The sequence below is a fragment of the Psychrobacillus sp. OK028 genome, assembly GCF_900103605.1.
Taxonomy (GTDB): Bacteria; Bacillota; Bacilli; order Bacillales_A; family Planococcaceae; genus Psychrobacillus.
Genome location: NZ_FNHY01000002.1, coordinates 210,510 through 235,265 on the forward strand (window position 1 = coordinate 210,510; position 24,756 = coordinate 235,265).

Genomic DNA, 24,756 nt, shown 5'->3' on the forward strand with positions numbered 1-24,756 from the left:
TTTATGAAGAGGTTGTCTCAAAACAGTGATAAATGTTTGTGCAGACAACCTTTTTGATATCTATTTGGAGGGTTATTGTCATGTCAGGAAAATTAAATGGGAAGACTGCATTAGTAACTGGAGCTTGCAATGGGATTGGGCTGGCAGATGCTATAGAATTTGTTAAAGAAAAAGCAGACACCGTAATTATGGTTAGCGATAATAATGAAAGATTATTGGAAGCAAAAGAGACTGTAAAACAATACGGAAATACGGAGATTATTACTTATCATCTTGACGTAACAAGTGAAAATGGATGGAAAGGTTTTATTGATGAGTTGAGCAATAAGATAAATACATTGGATGTGCTAGTTAACAACGCAGGTGTAAACAAAAGGGCTACTTTTCAGGAATGCACATTGGAAGATTGGAATCATGTTATAAACGTTAACCAAACAGGGGTATTTCTTGGAATGAAATATTGCTTGGAGTTATTGAAAAATCCGGAAATGCCTCGATTATCAATATGTCTTCTATAACAGGTCTGACTGGGTATTTTGCTGTAGCATATACAGCTTCTAAATGGGCTGTTAGAGGAATGACAAAATCAGCTGCTATGGAATTTGGCGAATTCGGTATCCGGGTAAATTCTATTCATCCGGGTTTTATCAATACACCATTTAATGAATCAATCCAGGATCTTATCAAGTTGTCCAATGGTATGAATTCACTGGGCAGGGCAGGAGAAGCCTTTGAAATAGCTAAGGCAGTGACGTTTCTTGCTTCAGATGATTCTTCTTATATGACAGGTACTGAGGTAATTCTTGATGGAGGACTAACCTCAGGTGGCCAGTTTAAGTTATTAGCAAATCAATTCAATAATTATTGATGGGAGGAGATGATATTGAAATCTTTAAGCGATACTATTTTTAAAGTGGAAAAGATATTGGTCATGCTATTAATACCTTTCATGCTAATGGCAATGTCCTTTGATATTTTTTACCGGTACTTTCTAAATTCGCCATTAGTATGGGGACAGGAGTATGCACTTTATACTTTTGTCTGGTCAAGTTTTATCGGTGCCAGTATGAGTATTAAATCCAAAGAGGCAGTTGCAGTAAACCTCTTCGTTGACAAAGTTAATCCAAAATTAAGAAATATTCTTATCGTAATAGGATTGCTTATTTCTTCTGTATTTTCCATTTGGATACTCTATTTATCTATCAATTGGATCACGAATCCAACAATATTATTACAAAAATCAATTACAACACAAACACCCATGATTTATATGTATATTTGCATTCCATTAAGTCTGCTTTTTATGTCCATCCATTTTATTAATTGGTTCCTAGAATCATTACGGTTTACCAGAGCAGGGAAGGTGATTGAATGATACTGACAATGCTGATATTTGCGTTCGTGCTTCTTATAAGAATCCCAATAGCAATTGTTTTAGGTATTTCCGGCTGTGTGCTGTTATTTCTTAGTGGAAATAGTGATATGCTTCTAAATTCACCTCAACGGCTGTTTTCGTCACTGGAGAGCTATAGCTTACTAGCCATTCCATTATTCATGCTTGCAGGTGAAATTATGAATACAGGTGGGATTACCAGTCGTTTAATCTCGTTTGCGCAGAAATTCGTTGGTCATTACAGAGGAGGCTTGGCCTATGTGAATATAGTTGCTAATACCTTCTTGGCTTCAATAATTGGTTCGGCTTCTGCGCAGATTGCAATGATGACAAAAATTATGGTTCCTGCAATGGAAAAGGAAGGATATAAGCGTGAATTCGGAGCAGCTACGACAGCAGCAGCTGGAATGCTTGGTCCGATTATTCCACCAAGTATGCTTTTCATTATTTATGGGGCAACATCAGGCACCTCCATTGGTGATATGTTCCTAGCGGGTATTTTACCTGGTATTCTATTGTCTTTAGCTTTTATAATACTCGTCGCTTATCTGGGGTATAAACAAAATTTCCCTTCGAGACCTAAAGCCTCCTGGGGAGAAAGATGGAAATCATTTTACCAAATTATACCGGCTTTATTAGTTCCAGGAGTTTTAATTTGGGGTATAGTTACCGGTGTTTTTACTCCAACAGAATCAGCTGGGATTGCCTGTGTAATCGCATTGATTGTCAGCTTTTTCATTTATAAAGAATTAAATTTAAAAGAACTTCCAGGTATTTTCGTGAACACAGCAATTTCTACTGCAATTGTAACCTTGCTTATAGCGATGGCAAATATTTTTGGCTGGGCAATGACATTTGAACGTGTTCCTCAGGCGATTGCTGAATGGATGACAACAGTTTCAAGTAATCCTCTTATGTTCTTAATTCTTGTAAATATACTATTGTTACTGTTAGGTATGCTGGTAGAAGGAATTGCTTTGATTATTATATTGACTCCTATTTTCGTTCCTATTTTACCGGCTTTTGGTATTGATCCAATTCATTTTGGAGTGATTATTTGTTTGAATGTTGTTATAGGTATACTGACACCGCCAGTTGGATCCGGATTATTTTTAGCAACTTCTTTAGGAAAGGTTTCCATTGAAGCGTTTGTCAAAGCGGTATGGCCATTTGTTTTAGTATCTATAGTTGTATTATTGTTGGTTACGTTTATCCCAGGACTTACATTGTGGATTCCTTCGATTTCAGAATAAATAATGGATTTTTTACCCAAGGAGGTTGTATGTATGAATTTACAGGGGAAAACTGCAGTAGTAACCGGTTCAGCAAAAGGAATTGGTAAGGCTATTGCAGAGAAATTGGCCGCACACAATGCCAATATTGCAGTAGTTGATATAGATGAGGAAAATGGCAAGGTCACCGCATCACAGCTAAATGAGCTTGGTGTAAAAGCCGTTTCATATGTAAGAGACTTGGGACAGATCCAGGAGATTAAGTCGCTGTATGCATCAATTATCGATGATTTTGGTTCGATTGATATCGTAGTAAATGCCGCTGGGATTATTAAAGTAAATAAGTTTTTGGAACTCTCGCCGGAAGACTGGGATGTAGTGATGGATTTAAATGCAAAATCACTTTTTTTCAGTATGCAAGAAGCCGCAAGAAATATGATTCGGCTCGGAAATGGGGGGAAAATTATAAATATTTCCTCCATTACAGGTAAATCCAGCAGACCTGATTATCCTGTTTATGCCGCTTCCAAAGCTGCGGTTATTAGCATCACCCGCTCGGCTGCTACCGCCCTGGCAGAGCATAATATTAATGTAAATGCAGTATGTCCTGGCTTTGTCCATACTACAATGTGGGATAAGATTGACGAACACTATGTTGAAAATTTTAATCGTCCAAAAGGAGAGATCATTGAAAAAATGCTCAGTAATATCCCACTACATAGATCGGGGGAGCTGCATGAAATTGCATCAATGGTAGCTTATTTGGCATCTTCTGAGGCAGGATATATAACTGGTCAGGCTATAAATGTTGATGGTGGAGCGGTTATGTATTAAAAATTTCCAAAATTTAATTATTTCAACGGGAAACACACCGTGTGGGAGAACCGCATGGTGTTTTTATTGGGCATCTACTTTCTATCAGTATCATTGCATTAAGAAAAATTAAATTCTCTATTCTCAATTGAAAAATCCTTAAAGGATGAAATTAAGCGGTAACCCGTTCAGATAAAAGGATCTACAAATTAAGATTGCACGAAAAATTTTGTGTCACTAATATCACCAATTAAGCTTCAGCTTTATAAAGAAACCGTGAATTCAATGAAATTAGATGCTTTTATTAAAAAAAACGGGCGGATTCACTAAATTCTATATTATTTTACTACTTGTTCCGCATAGAGGAATTGGCGCCTTATTTAATTCTTTAACCGAACCTATAATGAAAATGCAAGATTAATAAATAAATTTAATGTTTTAAATTATGAAAAGAATAAAACGTTTCCCAAAAAACGTAAGGAGGAATTTCACATGCAAGTTACTAGTACAACAACAGAAGTAACACCTATGGATTGCAATCATTATATTAATGGTAAATATGTGCAGTCAAACAGTGGAGAAACATTTGAGAATATCAACCCTGCTACAAAGGGAGTGTTAGGGACCGTTCAGCTAGGTGGAAAAGATGAGGTTGATCAGGCAGTTAAGGCGGCAAGAAAAGCGCTTAAAGGTGAATGGGGAAACATGCCAACGAAAAAACGTTCTCAAATTATTCGTAAAATTGGCGACTTGATTTTAGAAAGATTGCCAGAACTGGCTACATTAGAAACGTTGGACACCGGCAAGCCGCTTTGGCTCTCCAAAAGTGTAGATATCGACCGGGCAGCAAATAACTTTCATTTCTTTGCAGACTATATGACTGCGGTTGGAAATGAATCGTATCAGCAAGATGATATCGCCATTCACTATTCTGTCCGCAAACCGGTTGGTGTGGTTGGTTTGATTAATCCATGGAATCTTCCATTGTTGCTTTTGACTTGGAAATTGGCCCCAGCCCTAGCGGCGGGAAATACTGTAGTCATGAAGCCATCTGAAGTAACACCAATGACAGCAACTGTTTTGGCACAGATTTGTACAGACGCTGGAGTACCAGAAGGTGTTGTAAATCTCGTACATGGTAAAGGAGAAACAGGTGCAGCTATCACCTCGCATGAGGATGTGGATGCAATTGCCTTTACAGGTGAGACATTAACAGGAAGTGCAATTATGAAAGCAGCAGCACCTACTCTGAAAAAATTATCATTTGAGCTCGGTGGGAAAAATCCAAATATCATATTTGCTGACGCCGACCTGGATGACACGATTGAAACAACATTGAAGTCAAGTTTTATCAACCAGGGTGAAGTTTGTCTATGTGGTTCTAGAATTTATGTGGAGCGTGCAATTTATGATGAATTTTTGGAAAAATTCGTTACAAAAGCGAAGGAAATGAAAGTAGGAGACCCATTTTCTCCGGATACAAAAATTGGAGCAATGGTAAGTGAGGAACACTATAACAAAGTAGTGAGTTATTTTGATATTGCCAAAGAAGAAGGCGGAACCTTCCTGATTGGAGGAAACACTCTTTATGAGGATAAAGGATTCTACATTACGCCAACAATCATAACTGGTCTTGGAAAAGATTCTAGATGTGTTCGTGAAGAAATTTTCGGTCCGGTTGTAACAGTGCTTCCATTTGATTCCGAAGAAGAAGTGCTTGAACAGGTAAATGATACTCATTATGGCCTAAGTGCAAGTTTATGGACAACTAATGTTAAGCGAGCAGCACGTTTTTCAGCACAAATCGAAGCAGGCATGGTATGGGTGAACACTTGGTTCCTTCGTGATTTGCGTACGCCATTCGGTGGAATGAAGCATAGTGGACTTGGCCGCGAAGGTGGGGCACACAGCATGGACTTCTACACGGAATTGACGAACGTTACATTGAAACTCTAGGGGGATGTTTATGGAAACGAATAATGCTTCGAAAATAGTAAGTCATGCAAAGCATTTAGCGAGTTCCTGGAGGAATGGAGAAGGGGTTCAGCCACTGACCACACTGGATTCAGAGCTATCCATTGATGAGGCGTATTTTGTGCAGCTGCACACCATTCAGGAGTATATCGTTAACGGTCAAAAAATTACTGGTAAGAAAATCGGGCTGACATCAAAAGCGATGCAGAATCTGCTTGGTGTTGGTGAGCCAGATTATGGCCATTTGACCGATGCGATGGAAGTGAAGAATGGTGGGGAGATTTCCTTTAAACGTGTGTTGCAGCCTAAGGTGGAAGGGGAACTTGCTTTCATTTTAAAAGAAGATCTGGTTGGTCCAAACGTCACTTCACTAGACGTTCTTCAGGCTACGGATGTAATTGTGCCTGCACTTGAAATTGTCGACAGCAGGGTGAAAGACTGGAAAATCACACTGGCAGATACAGTGGCAGATAACGCTTCTTCGGGATTATATGTGCTAGGAGGCACTCCGAAGAAAATCACCGAAATCGATATCAAACAAATAGGCATGGCTTTATATAAGAATAACGAATTACAAAATACAGGGGTTGGTGCAGCTGCACTTGGTGATCCTGTGAAATGCGTGGCATGGCTCGCAAATAAGTTGGCGAAATATGATATTACCTTAAAAGCTGGTGAAGTAATTTTATCGGGTGCATTATCCGCGGCTGTTGAGGCAAAACCCGGCGATCATTTCAAAGCAAAATTTGCTGAGTTTGGAGAAGTGAGTGTAAGTTTTACTGAATAAATACGGAAACCACGGTAAAGGTGAAGTAATGTATAACATAGAATCTAGCAAACTTTTGGGAGGAAGAAAATGGATAAGCATCTGATTAAAGAACTTGCCGATTATACTCATAATGCTGAAAAAGAAAAACGGGAAATCATTAAAATCACTGCGGAATTGTACCCCGAGCTATCTATTGAAGATGCATATATGGTCCAGGAGGAATTGGTTAAACAAAAGCTAGAAGAAGGCAGTAAAATCATTGGACCTAAAATGGGAATCACCAGTGAAGCGAAAATGAAGCAGATGAATGTCGATAATCCGATTTATGGGTATATATTCGATTACATGGTTGTGAATGAAGGGGAATCCATTTCAATAGATGATTACATCCATCCAAAAGTGGAACCGGAAATTGGATTTGTTTTATCACGAGATTTAGAGGGGCCAGGCGTGACAGCACTTGATGTTTTGCGTGCCACTGAGTATGTTTTTCCAGCGATGGAAATCATAGATAGCCGCTATGAAAACTTCAATTTCACACTACCTGATGTTATTGCAGATAACACCTCAGCAGCGGGAGCGGTTTTTGGAACGAGCCTTAAGCGCCCAGACGCGGTTGAGCTCGATGTAGTTGGCGTGACTTTATCTATTAATGGTGAAATCCAGGCACTCGGAGCAGGTGCAGCAGTTCTGGGACACCCAGCAAATTCAGTTGCCAGATTGGCAAACATGCTCAGCGAAAAAGGGGAGAAGGTCAAGGCTGGGCAACCAATCTTGACAGGGGGTCTCACTGCGGCGGTACCTTTATCCCCAGGAGATTTTGTAAACGCCAAATATGGAGGACTTGGAGATGTATCTTTCTTTGTGAAGTAATTGAATAGGCAAAAGTGTTTTCGGGGCTGCGCGGAAGTCGAAAGTTATCAGTTGCCATTGTTTTACTTTCAATTTCAAGTCCTACTCCATCAACTAAGTTATATATAATCTAAAAAAATGGCTAAACAGGAGAGTGATTCATTTGCCATTGGTCAATATTCAAATCTTAGAAGGTAGATCACCGGAAATGATTAATGATTTAATGAAAAATGTAACTGACACAGTCAGTGAGTCTTTGGAAACGCCAAAGAAAAATATCCGAGTTATTGTTACAGAAGTACCAAAGACTCATTGGGCAATTGGTGGTACAAGTGCCAAGGATTTGGGAAGATGAAATGAAGTCGATAAAACGAAGAGATTCTTTCTGATTAAACCAGTCTAGGCAGTATTATTTCTAAAAGATTAGAAACGATAAATGACAAAAATAACTAGTAAAAAGATAATTCCTAACACATTTGAATAACACTAACAAGACACTCTTTAGACATGATGAATGGACTAAAGAGTGTCTTTCATTTTGAAATGTCCTGTTCGACTATATCAACCTAGTGCACTAGTCGTTGAAACTCGTAATCAGTATGGAGGAGTATATCATGAGTCTTCTTCTACTATTAAAAGAGTGTATTATTTGTTGCTTACTTTGGATGTTCTACATTTTTTCTAGTCCACATATACTGTTCGAAATATGCAATATTGTAAATTATCAAAATATTATATTTTATTAAGTGCAAGCTTATCTTATAATAAATATATGATAAAGGAGGGAATGAATGTGAAAACTATTTTTATTAACGGTCAAATATATACGATGAATCCGAAGGAACCTATTGTGCAATCCATCTTTACCCAAAATGAGCGAATAGTAGATATGGGGTCGAATGAAGAAATTCTACTACAATGGGGAAGAAATGGAGCTGAAATTATCGATTTGGAAGGTAGGACAGTTTTGCCTGGATTGATAGATAGTCATCTGCATATATCAAGTGTTGGTATCAATTCTCTAGAACTGGATCTCACTAACGTGAAAACTACAGATGATTTATTAGATTCTATCAGGAGATGGGCAGTTAATATGAAAACTGGTGAGTGGATTTTAGGAAGAGGATGGGATGAAAATATTTTTCCAGATAAAAGAATTCCATCTATTGAAGAGTTAGACAAGGTTTCGCCGAATAATCCACTTTTTTTGCCTCGAATTTGTGGACATGCGTTTTTGGTTAATAGCATTGCTCTGAAAGAAAGTGGTTATTACCCACATATGGATATTCCATATGGAGGGACAATCGTACTAAATCCTACTACAAAAAAACCTAATGGGTTATTGCTTGAAACTGCATCCGCTATTGTTTCAAAGCACATTCCAACAAAGAGCTATGAACAATTGAAAATTGCATTACAAGCAGGCTTGCAACAAGCTGTTAGCTTAGGCTTAACGAGTATCCACACTAATGATCCAAATTATCTTGGCGGTGCACGACAAACCTATAAATTATTTGATGAACTGATCAATCATGATGGAATTGGACCTCGTAGTAATCTGTTAATAGATTATGATTATTTAGAGGAAATGAAAACCTCTGGAATGAGAACTGGCTATGGAAATGACAAGGTTATGATAGGGGCGATAAAATTATTTGCTGATGGCGCATTAGGTGGCAGGACAGCTCATCTATCAGAGCCTTATTTGGATGATCCTGATAATGTTGGTAATGCGATGTACGATAATGAAGTCTTATTTCAACTAATACGTGATATTAGACTGCAGGGTATGCCTGTTGCCATACATACGATTGGGGATCAGGCCCTTATAGATGTCCTTGATATTTTAGATCAATTTAAACCGTCCAAATATCGGGATAGGCTCATACATGTTTCTGTATTGAATGAACGTTTAATAAAAAGATTAAGTAGTCCAAATCGAATTGTGGATTTGCAGCCTAAATTTGTGTCGAGTGATTTTCCTTGGATTGAAGATAGAATCGGTAAACAACGAGCAAGATTTGCATATCCTTTTAAAAGCTTATTAGAAAATGGAGTAATTAGTGCCGGAAGCTCTGATGCTCCAATTGAACCTTTAAATCCTTTATTAGGTATTCATGCAGCAATCACAAGAAGGAAAGCTGGAGAAAACCATGATGGCTATAATGAGCAAGAAAAATTGTCTATGTATGAAGCTATTCATTTATTCACAGTGGGGGGCGCTTACGCAACCAATGAAGAAAACTTAAAAGGAACATTAGAACGTGGCAAGTTAGGTGATATGACTGTTTTATCTCATGATCCTTTTCAAATGGATAGTCCCGATGAATTATTAACGACAAGAGCGGAAATGACCGTTATTGGTGGAGAAATAAGGTACCAAAGATAAACATGTAAAATCACAAATCGGAGAGGGGTTATGTTTTTGGATGCAATACTGGAAACGATCGTTGGCTGGTTATGGGGATTACCACTAATCTTTACGGTTCTATTTGTAGGTGTATATTTTACTATTGGAAGTAAACTTTTTCAGTTTAGTTATTTACCGCATATTTTTAAAGAAACATTTGGTAAGATTTTTGGCAAAAAAGATAAATCGGAAGATACAAAAGGAATATTAACACCCTTTCAAGCCGTAAGTACAGCCATTGGCGGGAGTGTAGGGGTAGGGAATATTGGGGGTGTTGCAACTGCCATTGCTATTGGAGGACCTGGAGCAGTTTTTTGGATGTGGATTACCGCTTTACTCGGTATGATTACAAAAACGGTAGAAGTAACCTTATCTGTTTACTACCGAAATACAGATGAAAAAGGTAACCCGTATGGTGGACCAACTTACTATATGGAAAAAGGTCTTGGTGAGGAAAAGAAATTTAAGTATTGGAAAGTTCCGGCCATACTATTCGGTTTAGGTATTTTCACAACCTTTTTTATTACGCTTCAAAATTATACGATTTCAGAAGCAGTTAGCTCTACGTTCAATATTGGAATGATTCCTGCCTCATTTATTTATTTGACTATTATTTATATCATTATTTATGGTGGTATTAAGCGGATTGGTGAGATTGCTTCTTTGCTCGTTCCGTTTATGTGCCTGTTTTATGTAATTGCAGGACTTTTTATCATTTTTAAAAATTACTCGGAAATCATTCCTGTTTTTTCATTAATATTTGATAGTGCTTTTTCAGGTATGGCAGCGGTAGGCGGTTTTACTGGAGCGGCAATTGCACAGGTTATTCGTATGGGGGTTGCACGTGCCGTTTATAGTAATGAGGCTGGTTGGGGTACTTCCCCGATGATTCATTCTACGGCTAAAACTGCCCACCCTGTCAAGCAAGGAATGTGGGGGGCGATGGAGGTATTCGCGGATACCATTATCGTATGTTCGATCACTGCGTTTACTATTATCATAACTGGTGTATGGTCTTCAGGTTTGGATGGTGCTGCTCTAACATTATCTGCTTTTGAAATTGGGATTGGAGAGTTTGGTAGATATATTATTACAATCTCGATTTTCTTGTTCGGACTAACCACTTCTACAGGTTGGTACACGTATTATGAGATATTGTTAAGACATGTATTTAATGATGAGAAAAAGCTTGCATTAAAGTACAAAATATTAACGCTGTTTAAATGGCTATATCCAATTCCTGGGTCGTTAATGGTAATCTATGCAGTGATGAATGACATGCCAGGAAAAGCAGTTTGGTATTTTGCGGATATTACGACAGCAATTCCTACTTTTGTTAACTTAATCGTTATACTGTTCTTAAGCAAAAAGTTCTTCGAGTTGCTTCGAGATTACAAAGCTAGATACTTAAATATAGGAATTGTTGATCCTAACTTTAGTGTGTTTTATGAAGATAAGCTGAAAAAAGAAAAAAAGTAAATAGCTAGAATACAAGACAAATCATTTAGTAGTGGTTTGTCTTTTTTAGTTAGTACTAATACCGATACGAGAAGGAAATTTGATGCTTTTCAACCAATTAATAAATGTATTACAAGATAAGAGGATTTCTGTGGAACAGAGGTCAGTTATTCATTAGTAATATATATTTTAGTAGTAGTATAGACCTGAATCATAAGTGCTGCAATAACCGCTGAATCATCTTTAAAATTTAAATTCCACAGGTCTATATTACTGAAATTAATTTAAGGCCGTTTATGGACCTTTATAAGCATTGGTAAATTTGATATTTTTAGAATATTACAAAAGAGAGGAGTATAACAGGTTATTATTTTATTAAAATATATCTTTAATAGGGAGTGAAGTGATTTGAAAGCGTTTTCAAAAAATATTGTAGTTCTTTTAGTTGCACTTGTATTATTTGTTTCATCTTCATTTCTTTATAGCCATCCCGTTTCTGCAGAGGTAGAAAAAAGATTTAATGATCCTATTAACTTGGGTTCTCTCATTCAAAGTGTAGCAGTATATGACTCTACCTATGGAGTTGAAGATGGAAGGAATATAATGTACACAACTGCAAGCGGTGAGCCGGCCATCTTTCAGGTTATAGATCTTCAAAGCCAGGAGGTACTTAGAACCTATCCGTTAGAAGGAACGGGAGCTGTTTGGACTCATATAACGGTACCAAATGGTAATGTCTATATTGGCGGCAATGGGTATCTATATGAATATTCCCCAGTAACAAAGGAAGTCAGAAATCTTGGGGGTATAGGAGAGAGTGTTGTATACGGTTTGTCCTATGATGAAGAGGGACGTGTCTATTTTGGTTCGTTCCCAAATGCAAAAGCTGGCCGATATGATCCAAAAACTGGAGAAATGAAGGATTACGGCAGTGTTGCTCCAGGGGAAAGCTACTCCCGGTCCACAGCATATCTCAATGGGTACTTATATTTAGGTATCGGTGTTGATAATCGCATAGTAAAATTAGATGTAGAAACAGGTGAATATGAAGCAATAAAGGTGCCAGACCATGTTATTCCAGGTAGCAGTGTTTGGCAACTGGATGCAGCTGGAAAATATATTGTCGCTGGTGTTGGAGGTGGCAGTAATACAATCTTGTTCTATGATACAGAAACAGGCAATTGGAGTGATAATTACTATACAAACAATAAAGGTTTACGATTAATCCATGGCTTACCTGGAAGCGATAAAGTATACTTCCTGCAAGGCAATAGGTTGAAGGAAGTGGACTTGAATACGCTAGAAGCAGTTGATACAGGAGTTATATTTGGAACCTTTTTGCGAAACACAGCTTGGATTGAACTAGAAAACGATTCAGACTTTCCTGGCAAATCATTAGTCACTGTCCAATTTGGCGGTCAAGTCACTTATATGAACTTACAAACCAAAAAAGTAAAAACGATTCAATACCCAATTGTCGGCAATCCAATTCCTATTCAGACGTTGGAAAAAGGGCATGACGGTAATTTATATTTAAGTGGTTATCCGGGAGGAAAAGGTGCCGTATACAATCCGGAAACAAATGAAAACAGTAATTTCAACCTGGCACAAGCAGAAGGTATGGTGCCTCTTGGAAATAAAATGTATTTTGGGATTTACCCGGGTGCACTTATTTTAGAGATGGATGTAACCAATCCAGTTCTTTCTACTAAACAAATTTACGATATTCCTAATCAGGACAGGCCATTTATTATGACAGCAGCCAATAATAAATTATATATTGGTACGATTCCTGACTATGGGTATTTGGGGGGATCATTAACAGTACTTGACCCATCCTCTGTAAAAGATACAAAAGTTTATGACAATGTTGTCCATAATCAATCCATAGCGGGATTGGCAGAAGCGAATGGAAAGCTATATGGATCAACAACAGTCGCCGGTGGATTAGGAATAGAACCTACAGAGCCAGCGGCAAAAATATTTGTCTGGGATATAGAAAAGGGTGAAAAAATTGCTGAGTTTGTTCCGGACATACCAGGTGTTACAGTTCAGCCCAAGATGATTAGCGGAATGTCGTTAGGACCAGACGAACTGTTATGGTCTGCAGCGGGCGGCACGGTTTTTGCAATGGATCCGGAAACATTATCAATTGTAAAAAGCAAAAACGTATATCCTGAAGTGAAAGATCATGGCAGATGGAGACCTATCCATATCCGTTGGGACGAGGATGGTCTGATGTACACTAATCTTGCTGGTAACTTAACAGTAATCAACCCCGATTCACTGGAGAGCGAAACATTGGCTAAGGCGGAGTTAATGACAATTGGGGATGATGGGCAAATTTATTACGCAGATAAAGCTAATTTAATGAAAATTGAAGTATTGGATACGTTAGAATCAGCACTGAGGTTAGTTCAAAAACATTCCGACGATGGAAATCTAACACATTCATTAAGTAAGCAACTGTTTAACTCTATTACAACAGCTATTCATCACCGGGATATGGGCAGATATGAGCAAGCTAATAAACATCTGCAGGATGCTATAAAGCATTTAGAAAATGCTAAAGAAACGGATATAAATGCAAATTTATATAAAAAGTTCCGGAAGGTCCTTCATTCTATCGAGCTATAAAACTTAGTATGAACTTTAGGAAACATGTGCCCACCGAAGTTACAAACGCGTTTGACCTTTAGAATTAGTAGTTATGTATCATTTTACTTAAAATTCGGTTTGGTTGGGTTTTTTTATGTTTCATTCAATTCTAGATGGGAATTTAGATAAGGAGCGCGACTTAAGCTCAAATATCTTAAAGGAGGAATAAAAAAATGCCTAACAACCTAGACAAACGCAGCAGAAACGACAATCCAAATTGGCCAAATGAAGCGGAACGTAACGGAAGAGAAGCAACCTCCACTAATCAAGAGAATGAGTTTTATGAAGAATTAGGTCGTAAGGGCGGAGAAGCTCGGAACAATTTCAATGATTATGAACAAGAGCAAAATAAAGAGAATGTACAAAATAACAAAAAACGTAACGAAGACGATTTTAACTCAATAAATAGCTAAAGTTAAAAAATTTAAAACTAAATAAGTTAAAAACAGGGTGCACAAAGTCAATGAGACTACGTGCATCCTTTTAATTCTCCTTAAACTTTTTATTTGAAATTTGACTACTATTATCATATAGTGAATCTTGTCGAAATAGTAAAAACAAGCAAGTAAGGAGAAGTCAAGAAGCAATATGTTAAGTAGATACACGAATGATTATATGCAACAGCTCATCAGCTCCATTATGGAAACTGTAAATATAGATTTAGAAATAAAACCGGACCATTCTGGCATAAATATGAGCTACAATTTTATTGGTAATTATTTAGGTGTAGATTTTCAACGATTAATAACTTCGTGGGAAGAAATTCAATCGCCTATTTCATTAGAATCATATATTAATATCTTAACTATTCATGAATTAGGTCATGCATTGGATCGTTCAGCGTTACTTGAATCACTTGAGCGAACAATAGAATTTTATCAAACTAAAAAAAGTTATTTAGCCAGTGAAATTTATAATAATAAAGATTTACTCGTTAAACTTTTAGAGGAACATGAGATGAATATAACATTTGAAGAAACTGCTTGGATGAATGCAGAACTACTTAATAAGAAATTTTCTCTGTTTGATCCTTCCAGCTTTGAAATAGTGAAGAAACACAGTTTAGAATCTTACCAAAGGGTATATTTAGATGATTTGAAATCATACGAGCTCCTTATAGAAGGATTAAACGAAAAAACAGCATAAGAAAAAGGCTATCCTAATTTCTATATATTGGGATAGCCTTTTATATTAAATACCCTTCCGATTGTTTAGAGCGATCGATCTAGGGGAATCTAGTAACTATAATACATTATTAAATTTCATAAAGAGGAGGGAACAAAGATGCCTAACCTAAATGGAAAAAAGCGATATGATGAAGATCCAAATACAACACAAGAGCAACCAAGCAAAATTGAAGAAATAGAAGAAAGAAAAGAAAATGAAAAAAACATTCAAAGAGACGGAAATAATTCAGAGGATACAATTAGCACAGAAGAGGATAGTAAATTGCGTCGATAATAACTAGTTAGATTTGTTTAGAGATGCGCCTGATCACTTGCCGATTAGGCACATCTCTTTTGTTTTATCCAACATTCTCATTTGAATGTATCAGTAGGCACTGAATAAATGATATAGTGTATATAATTAAGTACATACATAAGCTAGTGAAGGTGGCGAATTAGTTTGAAAAAAAAGAATCATCCAATTTTAAAGGATGAAAACGTCATTTTATTTCCTGGAATGATAGAAAAATATGTGGAAAAAGGGCTAAAATTTGCGGAAGAGAACAACTTTTTGGAAGCGGTATCTTGCTTTGATGAGGCTAACAAATATATAGAGTTAAGTGATATGGTACAAAGCGTTTATATTCTTTCTTTATTAGAGGCTGGTAGAGCTTTGGATGCAAAGATAATTTGTGAAACACTCTACGAAAAAAAATCTCCTTTTTTTGAACAAGTAATTGAATTATATTTGACCATTTTACTCGATTTAAAAGAATACAAACAGTTAACTGAAGTATTAGATGAGTTAATGAAAGATTCGACCTATACATTTATGCAAAAGAAGAATTTTAAACAATTAAGAGAACTAAGTATTAAAATGCTAACAGATACTACATATGCTGCAGATGAAGAGACACAAAAGAACTTTGACAGTGAAATTTTCAAGCTTGCTAACTTTATAAAACTCCCTTTTGGTCAGCAGGAATTATTATTACAAGAAGCATACCAAGCTGATATTAAAGGGTTATCAAAGGAAATTATCACTATTATTGAGAGCCCAGATATAGTTCCTACTATTAAGTCTCTTGGTTTGTTACTTCTTGGGGCTGCTGGAGTGGAAAGTGAAGTCACTATTGAGAAATTTGGTTTTAAAGAAACGGTTGTTCCAACTTCACCGCCCGAACGTACTGCAGTAGATCGGGTAGAACCTATAAAACAATCTATCGAAAATTTATTGGAGAAAGACCCAAGTAAGCTTCAAATGACGTTGGAAATGGTTCATCGACATGCTTATGCCTTGTTTCCTTTCGATTGGGTAGGATATACTAATGAAATAGTAGCGAACAGATATATTGAATATGTGGATATGTTATTTGGTAACCGAGAATTGATGACAGATGAGTTCTTTGAGCTCGTGATAGCATTGGAAGAATCATTAGAAGTAATGAGTTATGAATAATGTTGAAACTCTATTCATCTATGCTATAATATACAAGTTGTCAATATAATTAGTGAAAAACTGTTCTGTATAATTGTCTTATGCAGGCTGCTAAATTATTGTAAATTATTTTTTGGAGGTAGAATATATGTCAATGGATCAGACTGTAAAATGGGAAAAACAAGAAGGCAATAATGGTTTATTAACAGTAGAAGTTGCTGCAGAAGAAGTAGCAAAAGGATTAGACCAAGCGTTTAAAAAAGTAGTAAAACAAATTAACGCTCCAGGTTTCCGTAAAGGTAAAATGCCTCGTCAAATTTTCGAAAAAATGTATGGTGTAGAATCATTATTCCAAGATGCATTAGATATCATCCTTCCTCATGCTTATGGGCATGCAGTTGAAGACGCTGGAATTGACCCAGTTGATCAACCAGAGATTGATATCGTAACAATGGAAAAAGGGCAACCTTTAGTTTTCACTGCTAAAGTTGTTGTAAAACCAGAAGTAACTCTAGGAGACTATAAAGGTCTTGAAGCAACAAAATTAGAGGAAACTGTAACAGATGAAGAAATCGACGAGCAACTACAAAGCCAACAAAGTCGTTTAGCTGAATTAGTTGTTAAAGAAGATGCAATCGTTGAAGGTGATACAGCTGTAATCGACTTCGAAGGATTCGTTGATGAAGTAGCATTTGAAGGTGGAGCTGGAACAGATTATCCATTAGAAATCGGTTCTAATTCATTCATCCCAGGTTTCGAAGAGCAATTAATCGGTGCTAAAACTGGAGATGCAAAAGATGTTGAAGTAACATTCCCAGAAGAATACCATGCTGCTGAATTAGCTGGTAAAGCTGCTACTTTTAAAGTAACAGTGAAAGAAGTTAAAGGGAAAGAACTTCCTGAACTTAATGATGAATTTGCGAAAGAAGTAGATCCAGAAGTTGAAGGTATCGACGCTCTACGTGCAAAACTAAAAGAAGTAACTGCTGAAGAGAAAAAACAATTAGCTGCTCAAACACTTCGTGATACTTTAGTTGAAGCTGCTGCTGCAAACGCAACAATTGATATTCCTGAAGCAATGATTACTTCTGAAACTGACCGCATGTTACAAGAATTTGGTCAACGTTTAGAGCAACAAGGAATGAACTTAGATCTTTACTATCAATTCTCTGGCCAAGATGAAGAAGCATTACGTGCTCAAATGACAGAAGATGCTAATAACCGCGTAAAAGTTTCTTTAACACTTGAAGCTATTGCAAAACAAGAAAATATTGAAGCTTCTGAAGAAGACATTAATGCAGAGCTTGAAAAAATGAGCTCTCAATTCAATATGAAAATTGAAGATATTAAACGTGCACTTGGTGGTACTGATGTTCTTGCAAATGATTTACGCTTTGCAAAAACAGTGGAATTCTTAGTGGATAACGCAAAAATTTCTTAATCACAAATTTATAGGCATTTAATACAAATAGAGCAAGGTACAGCTATATAAACTGTGCCTTGTTCTATCATATACATAGCAATTTATTTGATTTTAAAACATACTTAAACTTATTATTTGATTACTTGATGAGAATCTTGTAACATAATTGCTTGAATAGGGGTGAATATTTTGTTCAAATTCAATGATGAAAAAGGGAACTTAAAATGTTCTTTTTGTGGTAAACCACAAGAACAAGTTCGTAAGCTAGTAGCGGGACCAGGCGTATATATTTGTGACGAATGTATCGATCTTTGTTCCGAAATTGTAGAAGAAGAGCTAGGAATTGAAGAAGAAGTAGAATTTAAAGAAGTTCCGAAGCCGAAAGAAATTTTAGCTATTTTAGATGAATACGTAATTGGACAAGAACGAGCAAAAAAATCACTTGCTGTTGCTGTTTATAACCATTACAAGCGCATCAATTCGAATAGTGTAATCGATGAAGTAGAATTAGCTAAATCTAATATAGTATTAATTGGTCCTACTGGTAGTGGTAAAACATTACTAGCTCAAACACTTGCGAGAATTCTTAACGTGCCATTTGCAATTGCAGATGCGACTTCGTTAACAGAAGCAGGATATGTTGGGGAAGATGTAGAGAATATTCTTTTAAAACTAATTCAATCAGCAGACTATGATATCGAGCGTGCTGAAAAAGGTATTATATATATTGATGAAATAGACAAAGTTGCTCGTAAATCCGAAAATCCGTCTATTACACGAGACGTTTCCGGTGAAGGTGTACAACAAGCCCTTCTTAAAATATTAGAAGGTACTGTTGCAAGTGTTCCTCCACAAGGTGGACGTAAGCATCCTCATCAAGAGTTTTTACAAATTGATACAACGAATATCCTATTTGTTGTTGGTGGTGCTTTTGATGGAATTGAACAAATCATTAAACGTCGTCTAGGTGAAAAAGTTATTGGTTTCGGAGCAGATCCTAACAAAGTAGAGGTTGCAGAAGGTTCCGTACTTTCTCAATTAATACCTGAAGATTTATTGAAATTTGGTTTAATCCCAGAATTCATTGGTCGTTTACCAGTACTTGCGAGCTTAGAGCAACTGGACGTAAACGCGTTAGTTCAAATTCTTACAGAACCGAAAAATGCACTTGCTAAGCAATATCAAAAAATGATCGAATTGGATAATGTGAAGTTAACATTTGAAGATGAAGCATTAGAAGCTATTGCAAAAGAAGCGATTGAACGTAAAACGGGTGCTCGTGGTCTTCGGTCAATAATCGAAAATATCATGCTTGATGTCATGTTTGAACTGCCATCAAGAGATGACATAGTAGAATGTGTTATTACAAAAGAATCTATTACAGATAAAGCCAAACCTAAACTTTTATTAGAGGATGGCACTGAATTAGAAAAAGATAACGAAAAAACATCGGCTTAACTAGCCATTGACAAAGCTGGCTTCCAATCTGCGCGTGCTTAGCGCATGCAAGGATGTCAGCTTTTTCAACTTATTAGCTTCTTTTTTTAATGGAAGCATTATTAATGAATTATTCGGACAGAATAAGTTGGAGGTGACTACCCAAATGACTAAAGAAACAAAAGTATTTTATCCCGTACTGCCTTTAAGAGGTTTGCTCGTTTATCCTACAATGATTTTACATATAGATGTAGGGCGAGAACGTTCCATTGCTGCACTGGATGAGGCAATGATACGAGAGGAAAAGTTATTTCTTTCCGTTCAGCGAGATATGACCGTAGAAAAACCTGAAATGTCTGATCTTTATGATGTCGGTATAATTGCTAAAGTGAAGCAGATGGTGAAGCTGCCAAATGGTACGATGAGAGTTCTAGTAGAAGGATTACAGCGTGCCATTTGGGATGATTTTAATCACCTTGATAGTTTTGACGAAGTTGCTGTCACTGCATTTATCGAACCAGAAAAAGCGGATCAAGAAGAAATGGCACTCATGCGTACGCTAGTACATAATTTTGGAAAGTATTCCAAATCATCCAAGAGTGTCTCTGAGGAAACTTTAAACTCAGTTAGTGATATTGAGGAACCTGGTTGTTTAGCTGATATGATTGCTTCGCATTTACCTTTAAAAATTTCTGGTAAACAGGAAATACTAGAAATAATGGATGTCAAGGAACGCTTAGAATGGTTAGTTGGTCGATTACTCAATGAACAGGAAATATTAGACCTTGAAAAGAAAATAAATACAAGAGTTAAACATGCGATGGAGAGAACCCAAAAAGAGTTCTATCTTCGAGAACAGATGAAGGCCATTCAGACAGAGCTTGGCGATAAAGAAGGTAAAACAGGTGAAGTTGCAGAGCTAAAAAAGCGTATTGAAGAAGCAGGCTTACCTGAAGAGACGAAAAAGAATGTGTTAAAGGAACTAGACCGTTATGAAAAACTTCCAACACAAGCTCCAGAAAGTGGCGTAATACGAAATTACATTGATTGGATTGTCTCTATTCCGTGGACTACTGCGACGGAAGATCAGCTAGACATTAAACGTTCGGAACGCATTTTAGATAGAGATCATGAAGGATTAGAGTCTGTTAAGGAGAGGGTATTAGAGTACCTGGCTGTAAGGCAGTTAACGAAATCCTTGAGAGGTCCGATACTATGTTTAGCAGGTCCTCCTGGTGTTGGTAAAACTTCCTTGGCTAAATCTATTGCTGAGTCTTTAGGACGCAATTTTGTTCGTATTTCACTTGGAGGAGTCCGTGATGAATCCGAAATTCGCGGTCATCGTAGAACTTATGTGGGTTCGATGCCTGGGCGTATCATTCAAGGGATGAAGAAAGCTGGAACGATCAATCCGTTGTTTTTACTAGATGAAATTGATAAAATGTCAAATGATTTCAGAGGGGATCCATCTGCAGCAATGCTAGAGGTGTTAGATCCTGAGCAAAATAATTCATTTAGTGATCATTATATTGAGGAGACTTATGATTTATCTAATGTCCTATTCATCGCTACAGCAAATGATTTAAGCACTATTCCAGGACCATTACGTGACCGTATGGAGATTATCTCAATTGCTGGCTACACGGAATTAGAGAAGCTTTCTATTGCAAAAAATCATCTGTTACCAAAACAGTTGAAAGAGCATGGTTTAACGAAAAGTCAGCTGCAGCTGAAAGATGATGCGTTACTAGATGTAATCCGTCATTATACGAGAGAAGCTGGAGTACGTAGCTTAGAGCGCGTTATAGCCAATCTTTGTCGTAAAGCTGCACTTCAAATTGTATCTGGTGATAAAAAACGAGTATCCATTACGACAAAAAGTCTAGAAAATATTATTGGTAAACGTAAATTCAGGTATGGACAGGCTGAAACCGAAAATCAAATAGGAGTGGCAACAGGTCTTGCTTATACTTCTGTAGGTGGAGATACGCTTCAAATCGAAGTGTCATTATCTGCAGGTAAAGGCAAACTCCAATTGACTGGTAAGCTCGGAGATGTGATGAAGGAATCCGCACAAACGGCATTGTCTTATGTACGATCCAAGGCGGAGGATTTTGGAATTGATCCATCTTTTTACGAAAACAAGGATATTCATATTCATGTTCCAGAAGGTGCTGTTCCAAAAGATGGTCCTTCAGCAGGGGTTACGATAGTTACAGCCCTCGTTTCGGCGCTTGCTAGGCGTCCAATAAAACGGGAAGTCGGTATGACGGGTGAAGTTACTTTAAGAGGTCGAGTTTTACCAATAGGTGGTTTAAAAGAAAAGACACTAAGTGCACATCGTGCAGGTTTGACGACAATTATTTGTCCGGCAGACAACGAGCGCGATATTGAAGATATACCAGAAAGTGTTCGCGAAGTATTAACATTCCATTTTGTTTCCGATGCTGAAGAGGTGCTTCAACTGGCTCTAGAGGAGGCAAAATAATGAAAATCCATAATGTAGAATTACTAATCAGTGCCGTAAGACCAGCTCAATATCCAGAAGGTGATTTACCTGAAATAGCATTGGCAGGACGTTCCAATGTCGGGAAATCATCGTTCATCAATAAAATGATTGGTCGAAAAAGCATGGCTAGGATTTCATCTAAACCAGGTAAGACGCAAACATTGAACTTTTATCAACTAGAGGAAGCTTTAATATTTGTTGATGTACCTGGTTACGGATACGCAAAAGTTTCTAAAACAGAACGAGCTGCTTGGGGTAAAATGATTGAAACTTATTTTACCTCTCGCAACATCTTAAAAGCAGTTGTGCTAATCGTTGATCTAAGACATCCACCAACAGGTGATGATTGTATGATGTATGATTTCCTGAAGCACTATAATATCCCTTGTATCGTTATTGCTACAAAAGCAGACAAAATCCCTAAAGGGAAATGGGATAAGCATAAAAAGATAGTAAGAGAAGAATTACAAATGGACAAAGAAGATCCATTAATCGTTTTTTCGTCTGAAACAGGATTAGGGATCGATGCAGCCTGGAAAGAAATCGAAAGTAGAATATAATTCTCCTTTGATATGAATAGAATAATATGAACAATTCTTGGTGAGCTCTTGTGCGATAAATCGTTCAAGAGCTCGTTTTTTTAATGATTTCCCTATAAGTTAGTGCTTTATAAAATTGCTCGTTAGACAAGGTTAAAAACATATTCATCAGGGAATAACAACCTTATGCTCAATTTTTATTTTTTGAATAATTCTACTTTTATTAATTCAACCAGAATGTTTGAAATCGACAATGTTGTTTGGTATTATTATTTTATAATCATTCTAAATAATATTTCATATGTTGTTCACAAATAAGCAAGGTACTAGCGTAAAGCTATGATATAATTGGACTTATGAAATGAACGTGAAGGGGAGACATATTCCATGCATACAATCGTGGTTGGTGTCAATTATCGTACTGCTCCTGTCGAAATTCGTGAAAAACTGTCGTTTGTGGAAACAGAGCTTCCGAATGCGATGCAAGCACTACAAGACCAAAAAAGTATATTAGAAAATGTCATCGTATCTACATGTAACCGTACAGAGATCTACGCTACTGTAGACCAGCTACATACAGGTAGATACTATGTGAAGCAATTTTTAGCAAATTGGTTTGATATACCATTAGAAAACTTATCTAACTACTTATTTGTTCACGAAGATGACCAAGCGAATAATCATTTGTTCCGTGTAACAGCGGGAATCGATTCGATGGTACTTGGTGAAACACAAATATTAGGGCAAGTGAAGAAAAGCTTTCTAAATGGACAAGAAAATGGTACGACAGGTACTGTATTCAATCAATTATTCAAACAGGCAGTTACATTTGCAAAAAGAGCACATGCGGAAACTGCAATCGGTGAAAATGCTGTATCGGTTTCATACGCGGCAGTAGAGTTAGGGAAGAAAATATTCGGCTCCTTGAAGCATAAGCACGTTGTTATTTTAGGTGCTGGTAAGATGGGTGAGTTAGCAATTCAAAATCTACATGGTAGTGGAGCTGAAAAGGTTACGGTTATCAATCGTACTTTTGAAAAAGCAAAAGAGCTTGCTGCTAAGTTCGATGGCGATGCTAAACCAATGGACGAGCTTCAATGTGCATTGTTAGAGGCAGATATACTTATTAGTTCAACGGGCGCAACAGAGTTTGTTATAGATTTTGAATTGATGCAGTTTGTAGAACGCCTACGTAAGGGTAAACCATTGTTTATGGTGGATATAGCTGTGCCACGTGATTTAGATCCGCGTATCGGCGATCTCCCGAATATCTTCCTGTACGATATTGATGATTTACAAGGAATCGTGGAAGCTAACTTAGCGGAAAGAGAACGTGCGGCTAATCAAATCAATCAAATGATTGAAACAGAAATAGAGCAGTTTAATGATTGGGTGACGACACTTGGTGTGGTACCTATTATTACAGCACTTCGTCAAAAGGCGAATACGATCCAAGCTGAAACAATGGCCTCAATTGAAAATAAAATGCCTAATTTAACAGATCGTGAACGCAAAATTTTAAATAAGCATACAAAATCGATTGTCAATCAGCTTTTAAAAGAGCCGATTTTACAAGTAAAAGAGTTATCTGCAGCTAAAGATCCTGCAACTCAGCTTCAACTATTCCAGCAAATATTTGGAATAGAAGAGGATGTACAAAAGGAAGTAGCATTACAAGCAGAAAAAACTAAAATCAATTTAAAGCAAACATTGATTGAATCACAGAATTTAAAAGAAAATTTGTTATTTAACTAAGTAAAGGAGGCGTTTTTATATCTGTATGGAAACAAATAGATATAATGAACGCCTTTTTACTATGTAAAGGGAGAATGTTATGACTGATCTGACGATGACAAGGCTTCATGAGATTATGGTCATTCTTCAAGCTATAAGCCTTGTCTTTTATTTTATCGATTACTTACAGAAGGATCGACGAGCACATCGACTAGCTGTGTGGCTACTTTTTACCGTTGGTACTTTGCAAACAATTTTTTTAATCATGTCTATGTTGGAGATGAAGCGATTTCCAATACTCTCGTTGTTTGAGGGTATATATTTTTATGCTTGGTTGATCATTATGCTTTCTCTTGTTTTACAGCTAGTATTTAAATTGGATCTTCCTGCATTCTTTTTGAACTTGATTGGATTTATTTTTATGTCAATTCATACGTTTGCACCAAATCCAATGGCGCAGTCACTGGTAGGGGAAAACCTTAAATCAGAGTTACTATTCATTCATATTATGTTCGCGCTACTCGCTTATACAGCTTTTGCTTTATCATTTGTTTTTTCGACCTTATATTTAATCTTGTATAAAGTTTTAAAAAAGAAAAAGTGGACGAAACAATTCACTAGATTACCGTCTTTACAACAAGCTGAAAACGGAATGAGCCTATCCATTCTTACGGGTATTCCGTTATTGTTTGTAAGTTTAGTTCTTGGGTTAGAATGGGCATATATAGCTTTAGATGCCTTTTCACTCTATGATATAAAGATAGTCAATTCTTTTATAGTATTAGTGATTTATATTCTTGTATTATTGATCAGAAAATCGGCAAAGATTAAAGGAACAAATTATGCATGGATACACATTTATGCGTTCCTTTTTGTACTGATTAATTTCTTATTAGGTAGTCAATTATCTCAATTCCATATTTGGTATTAAAGAAAGGACGCGGTCATGTT

20 protein-coding genes and 1 pseudogene are annotated in these 24,756 nt (G+C 36.8%); all 21 read left to right on the forward strand.

Annotated features, from left to right (window positions below; genetic code table 11):
• Positions 1-80: 80 nt before the first annotated feature.
• The 21 genes and pseudogenes from BLR36_RS04230 to BLR36_RS04325 all read left to right on the forward strand — a co-directional run bounded on the left by BLR36_RS04230 (position 81) and on the right by BLR36_RS04325 (position 24,736).
• Positions 81-868, forward strand: a pseudogene (locus BLR36_RS04230) (SDR family NAD(P)-dependent oxidoreductase).
• A gap of 15 nt (positions 869-883) precedes the next feature.
• Entirely contained in the window at positions 884-1,375 is a 492-nt protein-coding gene (locus BLR36_RS04235; protein ID WP_175453963.1) for a TRAP transporter small permease, read from the forward strand.
• Positions 1,372-2,646 (forward strand): TRAP transporter large permease, encoded by a 1,275-nt coding sequence (locus BLR36_RS04240; protein WP_093060481.1) that lies wholly within the window; start codon positions 1,372-1,374, stop codon positions 2,644-2,646. Before BLR36_RS04235 ends, BLR36_RS04240 begins: the two co-directional genes overlap by 4 nt.
• Before the next feature lie 33 nt (positions 2,647-2,679).
• Positions 2,680-3,459: an SDR family NAD(P)-dependent oxidoreductase gene (locus BLR36_RS04245; RefSeq protein ID WP_175453964.1), complete on the forward strand. Its 780-nt coding sequence runs from the start codon at positions 2,680-2,682 to the stop codon at positions 3,457-3,459.
• 471 nt (positions 3,460-3,930) lie between these two features.
• A complete protein-coding gene (locus BLR36_RS04250; RefSeq protein WP_093060483.1) occupies positions 3,931-5,394 on the forward strand; it encodes an aldehyde dehydrogenase in 1,464 nt (487 codons plus the stop codon).
• Positions 5,395-5,404: 10 nt separating this feature from the next.
• Positions 5,405-6,199, forward strand: a complete 795-nt coding sequence (locus BLR36_RS04255; protein WP_093060484.1) for a 2-keto-4-pentenoate hydratase — start codon at positions 5,405-5,407, stop codon at positions 6,197-6,199.
• Between the two features lie 69 nt (positions 6,200-6,268).
• Positions 6,269-7,054, forward strand: a complete 786-nt coding sequence (locus BLR36_RS04260; protein WP_093060485.1) for a 2-keto-4-pentenoate hydratase — start codon at positions 6,269-6,271, stop codon at positions 7,052-7,054.
• Positions 7,055-7,196: 142 nt separating this feature from the next.
• Entirely contained in the window at positions 7,197-7,388 is a 192-nt protein-coding gene (locus tag BLR36_RS04265) for a 4-oxalocrotonate tautomerase (RefSeq protein ID WP_093060486.1), read from the forward strand.
• A gap of 432 nt (positions 7,389-7,820) precedes the next feature.
• On the forward strand, positions 7,821-9,422 hold the full coding sequence (locus BLR36_RS04270; protein WP_175453965.1) for an amidohydrolase: 1,602 nt from the start codon (positions 7,821-7,823) through the stop codon (positions 9,420-9,422).
• Positions 9,423-9,458: 36 nt separating this feature from the next.
• Positions 9,459-10,922 (forward strand): alanine/glycine:cation symporter family protein, encoded by a 1,464-nt coding sequence (locus BLR36_RS04275; RefSeq protein ID WP_217631734.1) that lies wholly within the window; start codon positions 9,459-9,461, stop codon positions 10,920-10,922.
• Between the two features lie 387 nt (positions 10,923-11,309).
• On the forward strand, positions 11,310-13,538 hold the full coding sequence (locus tag BLR36_RS04280) for an FIMAH domain-containing protein (protein WP_093060489.1): 2,229 nt from the start codon (positions 11,310-11,312) through the stop codon (positions 13,536-13,538).
• A 194-nt stretch (positions 13,539-13,732) separates the two neighbouring features.
• A complete protein-coding gene (locus BLR36_RS18965) occupies positions 13,733-13,972 on the forward strand; it encodes a hypothetical protein (protein ID WP_254771327.1) in 240 nt (79 codons plus the stop codon).
• A gap of 175 nt (positions 13,973-14,147) precedes the next feature.
• Positions 14,148-14,705, forward strand: a complete 558-nt coding sequence (locus tag BLR36_RS04290; RefSeq protein ID WP_175453966.1) for an integrase — start codon at positions 14,148-14,150, stop codon at positions 14,703-14,705.
• Positions 14,706-14,843: 138 nt separating this feature from the next.
• Entirely contained in the window at positions 14,844-15,020 is a 177-nt protein-coding gene (locus tag BLR36_RS18710; RefSeq protein WP_175453967.1) for a hypothetical protein, read from the forward strand.
• 165 nt (positions 15,021-15,185) lie between these two features.
• Positions 15,186-16,184 (forward strand): hypothetical protein, encoded by a 999-nt coding sequence (locus tag BLR36_RS04295; protein ID WP_093060490.1) that lies wholly within the window; start codon positions 15,186-15,188, stop codon positions 16,182-16,184.
• Positions 16,185-16,317: 133 nt separating this feature from the next.
• Entirely contained in the window at positions 16,318-17,604 is a 1,287-nt protein-coding gene (gene tig / locus BLR36_RS04300; protein ID WP_093060788.1) for a trigger factor, read from the forward strand.
• Positions 17,605-17,775: 171 nt separating this feature from the next.
• On the forward strand, positions 17,776-19,044 hold the full coding sequence (gene clpX, locus BLR36_RS04305; RefSeq protein ID WP_093060491.1) for an ATP-dependent protease ATP-binding subunit ClpX: 1,269 nt from the start codon (positions 17,776-17,778) through the stop codon (positions 19,042-19,044).
• Between the two features lie 145 nt (positions 19,045-19,189).
• Complete coding sequence (gene lon / locus BLR36_RS04310) at positions 19,190-21,511, forward strand: endopeptidase La (RefSeq protein ID WP_093060492.1); 2,322 nt, start codon at positions 19,190-19,192, stop codon at positions 21,509-21,511.
• A complete protein-coding gene (yihA, locus tag BLR36_RS04315; protein WP_093060493.1) occupies positions 21,511-22,092 on the forward strand; it encodes a ribosome biogenesis GTP-binding protein YihA/YsxC in 582 nt (193 codons plus the stop codon). Before lon ends, yihA begins: the two co-directional genes overlap by 1 nt.
• Positions 22,093-22,458: 366 nt before the next feature.
• Complete coding sequence (gene hemA / locus BLR36_RS04320; RefSeq protein ID WP_093060494.1) at positions 22,459-23,826, forward strand: glutamyl-tRNA reductase; 1,368 nt, start codon at positions 22,459-22,461, stop codon at positions 23,824-23,826.
• A 79-nt stretch (positions 23,827-23,905) separates the two neighbouring features.
• Positions 23,906-24,736 carry a cytochrome c biogenesis protein gene (locus tag BLR36_RS04325; RefSeq protein ID WP_093060495.1) on the forward strand — a complete coding sequence of 277 codons (831 nt, stop codon included), beginning with the start codon at positions 23,906-23,908 and terminating at the stop codon, positions 24,734-24,736.
• Positions 24,737-24,756 lie beyond the last annotated feature (20 nt).